This window comes from Amycolatopsis sp. NPDC054798, assembly GCF_053611505.1.
This window is the reverse complement of the sequence record NZ_JBSHAM010000055.1, coordinates 58,077-66,259: the sequence shown is the minus strand read 5'-3', so window position 1 is coordinate 66,259 and position 8,183 is coordinate 58,077. Positions and strand designations below refer to the sequence as shown.

Sequence of the window (8,183 nt, the reverse complement as noted above, 5' to 3'; positions counted from 1 at the left end):
CATTGGGGCGCACGCTGGCAGGGGCGGTGCGGTCCGTGAAGGGCTCCTTGAGGGAATCTGATTCCCTCAAGGAGCCCTTCACGGACTTTGGCGTTTTTAGCGGAGTTGCTGGCGGATGACCTTTGCCTCGCCTGCCATTCCGGCGTACAGCGGGTGGTAGGGGGCGGCGGCGAGAAGGTTCAGGTCTTTGCCGTTGATCCAGGCGACGCCGGGGCCCTGGCAGGCGTCGTGGCCGAAGGACGGGGTGTAGGTGTCCACATAGGACGACTGGCCGTCGGCGGCTACTGCGTTGCTGACGGCGGAGTTCAGGGCTTCTTCGACGCTGGAGAGCCAGGCGTAGTCGCCGTTGGCGAAGGGCAGGACGTCCGGGCAGTAGCCCTCTGCGGGGGCGATGCGCGGGTAGCCGATGGCGAGCACCTTCGCGTGCGGCGAGCGGGCGTGGATTCCGGCCAGTACCTGCTGGATGCTGGCTTGCGTCTTGGGCAGCAGCGCCTTGATCGTGTCGACGCCGTCGACGGTGAAGTGCCGCTGGCACGGGTTTCCGGTCGGGTCCGAATCGCGCAGGGTCGGGCACGTGTCGACCAGGGTGCCGAACAGGCTTGAGTCGTTCCCGCCGATGCCGAGGGTGACCAGGTCGGTGTCCGGGCGCAGCGCGGAGAACTGCGGGGCGTTCTGGCCGAGCGGGACGTTTTGCGGGCTGGTCATGTCGGACGTGTCCGCGCCGCCGCAGCTGACGTCGGTGAAGCGGTCCACGTCGAGGGAGTCCGCCACCAGCGACGGGTAGTTGGACGTCGAGCGGAAGCAGCCGAACGGATCCAGCCGGGGCAGCGGGATGAGCGGCCCCGACGTGTACGAATCGCCCAAGGCGACGTAGTGGCGGTAGTGCCGGGGCGCGGCGCTCGCGGCCGCTGCCGTCGACAGAAGCAGTGCGACCGCCGCGATTGCGGCCAGCACGATCCGGATGATGCGCATGCGAATCCCGTCCTCCCTAGCGGTACGACCCGCTTTACCTTTCGGCACCGGCGGCGGGAAGGCTCTCCGCCGATCGGGTGGTCGGGGCGGGTTTTCACCCGACAGCGGGGTGATCCGCGGGTTTTCGCCAGGTCAACAGGTACCGCCAGAACACCAGCGGACGGACTGTGCTGCCGGGGAGCAGCCGCGCGGAGTCCCGGCGGACGTCGTTCAGCGCCGGGAATTTCATCTGCACCGGGGCCTTGGCGACCGGGTCGGGGCCGCCGTTGAGCTGGTCCCCGGCGAAGACGAGAAGCCGGGCGAGGGCGTTCGCGGGCGCGGCGGCGAGTTCGCGAGCGAAGTCGCCGGGACGGCTGGGGCGGGCGCAGCCGAGCACCGCGAGCACGCCGCCGGGGGCGAGGGCGTCGCGCAGCCTCGTGACGGTCTCGAACGGCACGTGGTGCAGCGAGGCCAGGCAAGAAATGTAGGCGTACGTCTCGGGTTCCAGCGGTTCGGTCGTCACGTCCGCCCGGCGGTATTCCACCGTGCCCGGTCCCGGCGAACCTGCGGCCGTTGCCCGGGCGACCATTTCGGCCGAGGTGTCGATGCCTTCGACGGTCATCCCGGCGGCGGCCAGCCTGCGGGCGAACCGGCCGTCGCCGCAGCCGACGTCGAGGGCTCGGCCGGGTCCGGGAGGCAGGAGCCGGAGCAGTGCCGGGTGGTAGTGGTGGTTGTGATCGAACGGCATGCGCCCGACCTTGCCACGGCTCGCTGCGGGCGCGATCACGCCGAAGCCCCGGGGCCGCTGGGCGCGAGGCGGCCCCGGGTACGCTCGACGGTGTGCCGGGCCGAACCTTTCGCCTGGTCTTCCCGGTCGCGCGACCGCGCCGGGACAGCGACTTCAAGGAGTGCACGAGTGCCGCGCGGTGAGGAGCCCGAGGAGACCCGGCGGCCGGATCTCTCCGATCCGGACAGTTTCGCGGGGGTCGACGAACTGGGCGCGCTCGCGCACAGCGACTCCGGCGACGAAGACGACCCCGGGAACGAGCTGGAGCCGGACCTCGACGCGCCGGACGCGGCCTACACCGTCGGCGGCGGTTCGCGCGGCGGGATCGGCGGCATCGGCCAGCTCGGCGACAATCTGGCGCTCGGCCCGGTCCCGGACCTGCGTCCCGAAGAGGGCGCTGAGCTGCACGAACTCGACGACGAGGGCCTGCCCGCCGAATTCGGCGACGAGAACGGCCCGGAGGCCCGCCGCGACCTGATGGCCGCCGAGGCCGAGCTGAACCAGCGGTGGCCGGAGACGAAGCTCGAACCGTCGCTCGCCCGGATCCAGGCGCTGATGACGCTGCTCGGCGAGCCGAACCACGGCTATCCGGTCGTGCACGTCGCGGGCACCAACGGCAAGGGCTCGGTCGCCCGGATGGTCGATTCGCTGCTGACCCGCATGGGCCTGCGCTCGGGCCGCTACACGAGCCCGCACCTGCAGCTCGTCACCGAGCGGATCGCGCTCGACGGGCGTCCGGTCTCCGCCGCCCGCTACGCCGAGCTGTACCAGGACATCGCGCCGTACGTGGCGATGGTGGACGGCGCGAGCGAGGACGGCGTGCCGATGAGCAAATTCGAGGTGCTCACCGGGATGGCGTTCGCGGCGTTCTCCGACGCCCCGGTCGAGGCCGCGGTCGTCGAGGCGGGCATGGGCGGCGCGTGGGACGCGACGAACGTCGCCGACGCCCAGGTCGCGGTCATCACGCCGATCGGGCTGGACCACACCGAGTATCTCGGCCCGACGCCGGCCGACGCGGCCGCGGAGAAGGCCGGGATCATCAAGCCGGGGTCGGTCGCGGTGATCGGCGAGCAGGACCCCGAGGTGCTGAACGTCCTGCTGAAGCGCACGGTCGAGGTCGACGCCGCGGTGGCGCGCGCGGGCAGCGAGTTCGGGGTGCTCGAACGCGAGGTCGCGGTCGGCGGGCAGATGCTGAAGCTGCAGGGCCTCGGCGGCGTCTACGACGAGATCTTCCTGCCGCTGCACGGCGCGCACCAGGCGGCGAACGCGGCGCTCGCGCTGGCCGCCGTCGAGGCGTTTTTCGGGGCGGGCAAAGACAAACAGCTTGTGGTCGAGGCGGTGCGCGAGGCGTTCGCCGAGGTCGAGAACCCGGGTCGGCTCGAACGCGTGCGGGCGGCTCCCGCGGTGCTGGTCGACGCCGCGCACAACCCGATGGGCGCGCAGGCGCTCGCCAAGACGATCACCGACGAGTTCAACTTCCGCCGGCTCGTCGCGGTCGTCGGCGTGCTGGCCGACAAGGACGCGCGCGGCATCCTGGACGCGCTGGAGCCGGTGGTGTCCGACGTGGTGGTCACGCGCAGTTCGTCGCCGCGGTCGCTGCCGGTCGAGGATCTGGCCGAACTGGCCGTCTCGATCTTCGGCGAGGACCGAGTGCTCGCCGAAGGCGACCTGGAGACCGCGATCGAGACCGCGATCGGACTTGTGGAGCAGAACGACGACCCGGAGGAACCGCTCGCGGGCGGCGGCGTGCTGGTGACCGGTTCCGTGGTCACCGCGGGCGACGCGCGCACGTTGTTCGGGAAGGAACCGGCATGAGCGAGGAGACGCCTGAGACGCCGGTGAAGCCGCCCGCGAAGGACCCGATGAAGGGCTTCCGCGGCGTGCTGGCCGGAACGCTGATCATGGAAGCGATCACGGTCGCGCTGGCGCTGCCGGTCGTCGCGAACCTCGGCGGCGGCATCACGAGCTTCACCGGCTGGACGATCATCGCGCTCGCCGTGGTGCTGATCGTGCTGTGCGGCCTGCTGAAGCACGTCTGGGCGGTGCCGGTCGTGCTGCTGCTGCAGCTGGCGATCATCGGGATCGGCGTCACGCAGCCGGCGATCGCGATCATCGGCATCATTTTCCTGGCCGCGTTCCTGTGGTTCCTCTGGCTGCGCCGGGACGTCGCGCGCCGGATGGCCGCGGGCACCCTGCCGAGCCAGCAGCAGCCGCAGGCTTGAGCCGCCCGCGTTATTGGCAGCCGTACTGGTGGCGGCTGTCGTTTCGGGCGGACGGCGAACCCGGGTGGACAGTGCTGGGGCCGGGCGAGTTCAGCCAGGTCCCGAACGAAGCGCTGAAGAACGGATCGCTCGAGGGGTGGGCCGAGGACCTGCTCGCGGAGGCTCCGGACGAACTCGAAGACCTCCGCGGCGATCTGCTCCTCGAATGCTTCCCGGAACCCGGCGCCGCGCCGGTGTACTCCCGCGAGGCGCGGCTCAGCGGTAGACGCTGACCTCGATCAGGTTCCGGTCGGGGTCGCGGAAGTACACGCTGCGAATCGGCCCGGTCGCGCCGGTGCGGTCGACCGGGCCCTCCTCGATCGGCACCCCCTGCGCGGCCAGGTCCTCCACGACCTGCTCCAGAGTGCCGGCCGCGATCAGGCACAGGTCCGCGCTGCCCGGCGTCGGATGCTCCGCCTTGGGCTCGAATTCGTGCCCGGCTTCGTGCAGGTTGATCTTGCTGGCTCCGAACGTCAGCGCCTTGCGCCCGGCTCCGAACGTCACCTCGGTCATGCCGAGGACGCGGGTGTAGAAATCCACTGTCGCGCCGAGGTCGGCGACGGTGAGGACGAGGTGGTCGAGCCGGTCGATGCGCATGATCCCAGCCTATTCCGGTGTAACGGAAGGGCCGCCACGGCGACGGTGCAAGTGTGATCGTGGTGCGCGAACTGAGCGGGGACAACTGGGCGGAGTGGCGCGACCTCCGGCTGGCGGCGCTGCGCGAGGCGCCGGAGGCGTTCAGCTCGAAACTCGCCGACTGGCAGGGCGAAGGCGACTCCGAATCGCGCTGGCGGGCCCGGTTGCGCGACGTGTCGCTCAACGTCCTCGCCGATCTTGACGGTGTCCCCGCGGGAATGGTCAGCGGGAACCTGTCCGAACGCGGCGACAAAGCCGAACTGCTGTCGATGTGGGTGGTTCCTTCGGCGCGCGGCAGGGGAGCCGGGGACGCGCTCGTCCGTGCGGTGGTGCGCTGGAGCGAAGGGCGCGGAGCGGGCGAGCTTTCGGTGCGCGTCGCGGATGGCAACCAGCACGCCCTGGAGTTGTACCGGCGGCACGGGTTCGTGGAGCGTCCGCTGCCGCCGGATTCGGGGCGGTGCGGGCACGAGCTGGTTCGGGAAGCCCACCGAGCGTGACGGCCGGCTGTGAGCTTCCTCCTTGCGGGTGAGCCGTTCACCCGGCGGTCAGCCCGAGTTGGCCGCTTGGCCGTGGTCGCCGGATAGAACGGCCGCCATGACCGAAACGACCCCATCGCGGCGCTCCGTGCTCAAAGCCGGGATCGCCGTCCCCGCGCTCGCCGCGGCAGGCGGGCTGCTGCTGCCCGGCTCCGCCGCGGCCGCCCCGCTCGTCCGCCGCGACCGTCCGGTGCTCGCCCACGGCGTCGCGTCCGGGGACGTGACCGCCGGGTCCGGCATCGTGTGGTCGCGGGCCGACCGCCCGGCGCGGCTGATGGTCGAGATCGCGCGCGACCCGTCGTTCCGGCACGCCCGCCGGGTGCCCGGCCCGTTCGTCACGCCCGCCACCGGCGGCACCGGCAAGGTGCGCGTCGCCGGGCTGGCCCCGGGCACCGAGTACCACTACCGCGTCACCGCGGTCGACCTTGACGGCCGCAGCGCGAGCGAACCGGTCGCCGGCCGGTTCGCCACGACGCCGATCGGCCGCGCGAACACCCGGATCCTGTGGAGCGGTGACGTCGTCGGCCAGAACTACGGCATCAACCCGGCGCTCGGCGGCATGACGATCTTCTCCGCGATGGCCGACCGCCGTCCGGACCTCTTCCTGCACAGCGGCGACACGGTGTACGCCGACGGCCCGCTCACCGAAACCGTCACGCTGCCGGGCGGCGGCGGGACCTGGCACAACATCGTGACGCCGGAGAAATCGAAGGTCGCCGAAACCCTCGACGAGTACCGCGGCCAGCACGCCTACAACCGGCTCGACGCCCACTTCCGCCGGTTCGCCGCCGAGGTTCCCGCGTACGTCCAGTGGGACGATCACGAGGTCGTCAACAACTGGTACCCGGGCGAAATCCTCAACGACCGCCCCGAATACACCGAGAAGCGGGCCGACGTCCTCGCCCAGCGCGCGTTCCAGGCGTTCCACGAATGGCATCCGATCGACCGCCGCCAGGCCGTCGACGGCCGGGTGTACCGGAACTTCCGCTACGGCAGCCGGGTCGAGGTGTTCGTCCTCGACATGCGCACCTACCGCGACGCCAACACCTCGGACCGGACCAAGCCCGGCCACATCCTCGGCGAGGCGCAGGCCCGCTGGCTGGCCGACGCGCTCCGGCGCAGCACCGCGACCTGGAAGATCGTCCAGGCGGACATGCCGATCGGCCTGGTCGTGCCGGACGGCAAGGACATCGAGGCGGTCGCCAACGGCCTGCCCGGCGCTCCCGGCGGCCGCGAGACCGAACTGGCCTGGGTGCTGCAGCAGATCTCGCGCCACCGCGTGCGCAATGTCGTGTGGCTGACCGCCGACGTGCACTACACCGCCGCCCACCACTATTCGCCCGACCGCGCCGCGTTCCAGGACTTCGACCCGTTCTGGGAATTCGTCTCCGGCCCGCTCAACGCCGGAGCCTTCGGCCCGAACAAACTCGACCCGACTTTCGGCCCGGAAGCGGTGTTCGTGCACGCGCCGCAGACGCAGAATTCCTCGCCGGTGCAAGGGTTCCAGCATTTCGGGGAGTTGAATGTGGACGGTGCGAGCGGAGCGCTGACGGTCGACCTGCGCGACGCGACCGGGGCCTCGCTGTGGTCGAAGACGCTGCAGCCGCAGCGTCGCTGACCGGCCCGGCCAGGGCGTCGGATAGGCTCAGCGCCGAATAACACGAATCCGCACAAGGAGAAATACCGTCGTGACTGAACGCACGCTGGTCCTCGTCAAGCCCGATGGCGTCGCGCGCGGCCTCGTCGGCGAGGTCGTCTCGCGCATCGAGCGCAAGGGCCTGAAGCTGGCCGCGCTGGAACTGCGCACCGTCGAGCGCTCCGTCGCCGAGGAGCACTACGCGGAGCACAAGGAGCGCCCGTTCTTCGGCGACCTGCTGGAGTTCATCACGTCCGGCCCGCTCGTCGCGATCGCCGTCGAGGGCCCGCGCGCGATCGCCGCGTTCCGCCAGCTGGCCGGCGGCACCGACCCGGTCGAGAAGGCCACCCCGGGCACCCTGCGCGGCGACTTCGCGCTGGAGACCCAGTACAACCTGGTGCACGGTTCGGACTCGCCGGAGTCGGCCGAGCGCGAGCTGAAGCTGTGGTTCCCGGACCTGTGAGCCGGGGCTGAACCCGCGAACGCCGGGCAGGGACTTCGGTTCCGGCCCGGCGTTCGTCTTTCCCGGGCCCGGTTCCGCGCCGCGGTTATTTCCGGTGCCCGGAACCTCGCGCATCGGTTAACCTCCCCTGGTGACTGCCCTGCCGCTGCCGCCCCGCGATTACCTGCCGCACCTCCGCTCGCTCACCGGAGCGTTCGCCGGCGAAGCCTCGGGCGGCTCGGGCGGCTTAGACAGCCCGGTCCCGTACTGCGGCGACTGGACCAAGCGCGACCTCGTCACGCATCTGGGCAACGTGCACCGGTGGGCCGCCGGAATCGTCCGCACCGGCGAGCTGAGCAACCAGGAATTCGACGTCTCGCCGAGCGGCGACCTCGCGCCCTGGTACGCCGAGAGCGCAGCGATCCTGCTCGAAGCGCTCGACGCGGCCGACCCCGCCGATGAATGCTGGGTTTTCGGTGCCGCGGCGAAGACGAAAGCGTTCTGGTTCCGCCGTCAGGTGCACGAAACCGCCGTGCATCTGGTCGATCTGTTCGGTGCGCGCGGCGCGACGACGCAGCTCGACCAGCTGATCGCCGCCGACGGCGTGCACGAGGTTCTCGGCACCATGCTGCCGCGGGTAGCGCGCTGGAAGCACGAGGTTCCGCTGTCCGCGCCGATTGCCTTGCGCGCCACCGACACCGGGCACACGTGGACCGTCGTGCCCGGCGAACCGCCCGAGCTGGGCGAGGGCGAAGCGGTGGCCACCGTCGCGGCGCCTGCGCAGGATTTGCTGGTGCTGCTGTGGAATCGCACCGACCGGCAGCCGGAAATCACTGGCGACGAGGCCGTCGCGAAGGAGTTTCTCGCCGCGCGCATGACCCCATGAGCGGATAATCCTGCGCCATTCAGGTCCCGTTCACCGCGGGGACTTCCG

At 71.0% G+C, this 8,183-nt stretch carries 10 protein-coding genes; 7 read left to right on the top strand and 3 right to left on the bottom strand.

Annotated features, from left to right (window positions below):
* Positions 1–96 precede the first annotated feature (96 nt).
* Positions 97–972 (bottom strand): SGNH/GDSL hydrolase family protein, encoded by an 876-nt coding sequence (locus ACWGIC_RS29295; protein WP_452079146.1) that lies wholly within the window; start codon positions 970–972, stop codon positions 97–99.
* Positions 973–1,066: 94 nt separating this feature from the next.
* Positions 1,067–1,699 (bottom strand): class I SAM-dependent methyltransferase, encoded by a 633-nt coding sequence (locus ACWGIC_RS29290; protein ID WP_452079145.1) that lies wholly within the window; start codon positions 1,697–1,699, stop codon positions 1,067–1,069.
* A gap of 168 nt (positions 1,700–1,867) precedes the next feature.
* Here ACWGIC_RS29290 and folC point away from each other — a divergent pair, with 168 nt between their 5' ends.
* From folC to ACWGIC_RS29275, 3 genes are read left to right on the top strand one after another with little or no spacing between them, the layout of a single operon-like run.
* A complete protein-coding gene (folC, locus tag ACWGIC_RS29285) occupies positions 1,868–3,553 on the top strand; it encodes a bifunctional tetrahydrofolate synthase/dihydrofolate synthase (protein ID WP_452079144.1) in 1,686 nt (561 codons plus the stop codon).
* Positions 3,550–3,960 carry a DUF4233 domain-containing protein gene (locus tag ACWGIC_RS29280; protein ID WP_452079143.1) on the top strand — a complete coding sequence of 137 codons (411 nt, stop codon included), beginning with the start codon at positions 3,550–3,552 and terminating at the stop codon, positions 3,958–3,960. The genes folC and ACWGIC_RS29280 overlap by 4 nt, the downstream gene beginning before the upstream one ends.
* Positions 3,957–4,232 carry a hypothetical protein gene (locus ACWGIC_RS29275; protein WP_452079142.1) on the top strand — a complete coding sequence of 92 codons (276 nt, stop codon included), beginning with the start codon at positions 3,957–3,959 and terminating at the stop codon, positions 4,230–4,232. Before ACWGIC_RS29280 ends, ACWGIC_RS29275 begins: the two co-directional genes overlap by 4 nt.
* Here ACWGIC_RS29275 and ACWGIC_RS29270 read toward each other — a convergent pair.
* Positions 4,216–4,596 (bottom strand): VOC family protein, encoded by a 381-nt coding sequence (locus ACWGIC_RS29270; protein WP_452079141.1) that lies wholly within the window; start codon positions 4,594–4,596, stop codon positions 4,216–4,218. The two genes, ACWGIC_RS29275 and ACWGIC_RS29270, sit on opposite strands and share 17 nt — an antisense overlap.
* A 53-nt stretch (positions 4,597–4,649) precedes the next feature.
* Between ACWGIC_RS29270 and ACWGIC_RS29265 the strand changes: the two genes are divergently transcribed.
* The 4 genes from ACWGIC_RS29265 to ACWGIC_RS29250 all read left to right on the top strand — a co-directional run bounded on the left by ACWGIC_RS29265 (position 4,650) and on the right by ACWGIC_RS29250 (position 8,135).
* Positions 4,650–5,132, top strand: a complete 483-nt coding sequence (locus tag ACWGIC_RS29265; protein ID WP_452079140.1) for a GNAT family N-acetyltransferase — start codon at positions 4,650–4,652, stop codon at positions 5,130–5,132.
* A 97-nt stretch (positions 5,133–5,229) separates the two neighbouring features.
* Positions 5,230–6,789: an alkaline phosphatase D family protein gene (locus tag ACWGIC_RS29260; RefSeq protein ID WP_452079139.1), complete on the top strand. Its 1,560-nt coding sequence runs from the start codon at positions 5,230–5,232 to the stop codon at positions 6,787–6,789.
* Positions 6,790–6,859: 70 nt separating this feature from the next.
* Positions 6,860–7,270 carry a nucleoside-diphosphate kinase gene (ndk, locus tag ACWGIC_RS29255; protein ID WP_009081097.1) on the top strand — a complete coding sequence of 137 codons (411 nt, stop codon included), beginning with the start codon at positions 6,860–6,862 and terminating at the stop codon, positions 7,268–7,270.
* A 130-nt stretch (positions 7,271–7,400) separates the two neighbouring features.
* Positions 7,401–8,135: a maleylpyruvate isomerase family mycothiol-dependent enzyme gene (locus ACWGIC_RS29250; RefSeq protein ID WP_452079138.1), complete on the top strand. Its 735-nt coding sequence runs from the start codon at positions 7,401–7,403 to the stop codon at positions 8,133–8,135.
* Positions 8,136–8,183 lie beyond the last annotated feature (48 nt).

What these genes read in the sequence shown, in the direction of transcription:
- ACWGIC_RS29270 (WP_452079141.1), bottom strand. Translation starts at nt 4,596, where the DNA reads ATGCGCATCGACCGGCTCGACCACCTCGTCCTCACCGTCGCCGACCTC.
- ACWGIC_RS29290 (WP_452079145.1), bottom strand. Translation starts at nt 1,699, where the DNA reads ATGCCGTTCGATCACAACCACCACTACCACCCGGCACTGCTCCGGCTC.
- ACWGIC_RS29295 (WP_452079146.1), bottom strand. Translation starts at nt 972, where the DNA reads ATGCGCATCATCCGGATCGTGCTGGCCGCAATCGCGGCGGTCGCACTG.
- ACWGIC_RS29260 (WP_452079139.1), top strand. Translation starts at nt 5,230, where the DNA reads ATGACCGAAACGACCCCATCGCGGCGCTCCGTGCTCAAAGCCGGGATC.
- ACWGIC_RS29280 (WP_452079143.1), top strand. Translation starts at nt 3,550, where the DNA reads ATGAGCGAGGAGACGCCTGAGACGCCGGTGAAGCCGCCCGCGAAGGAC.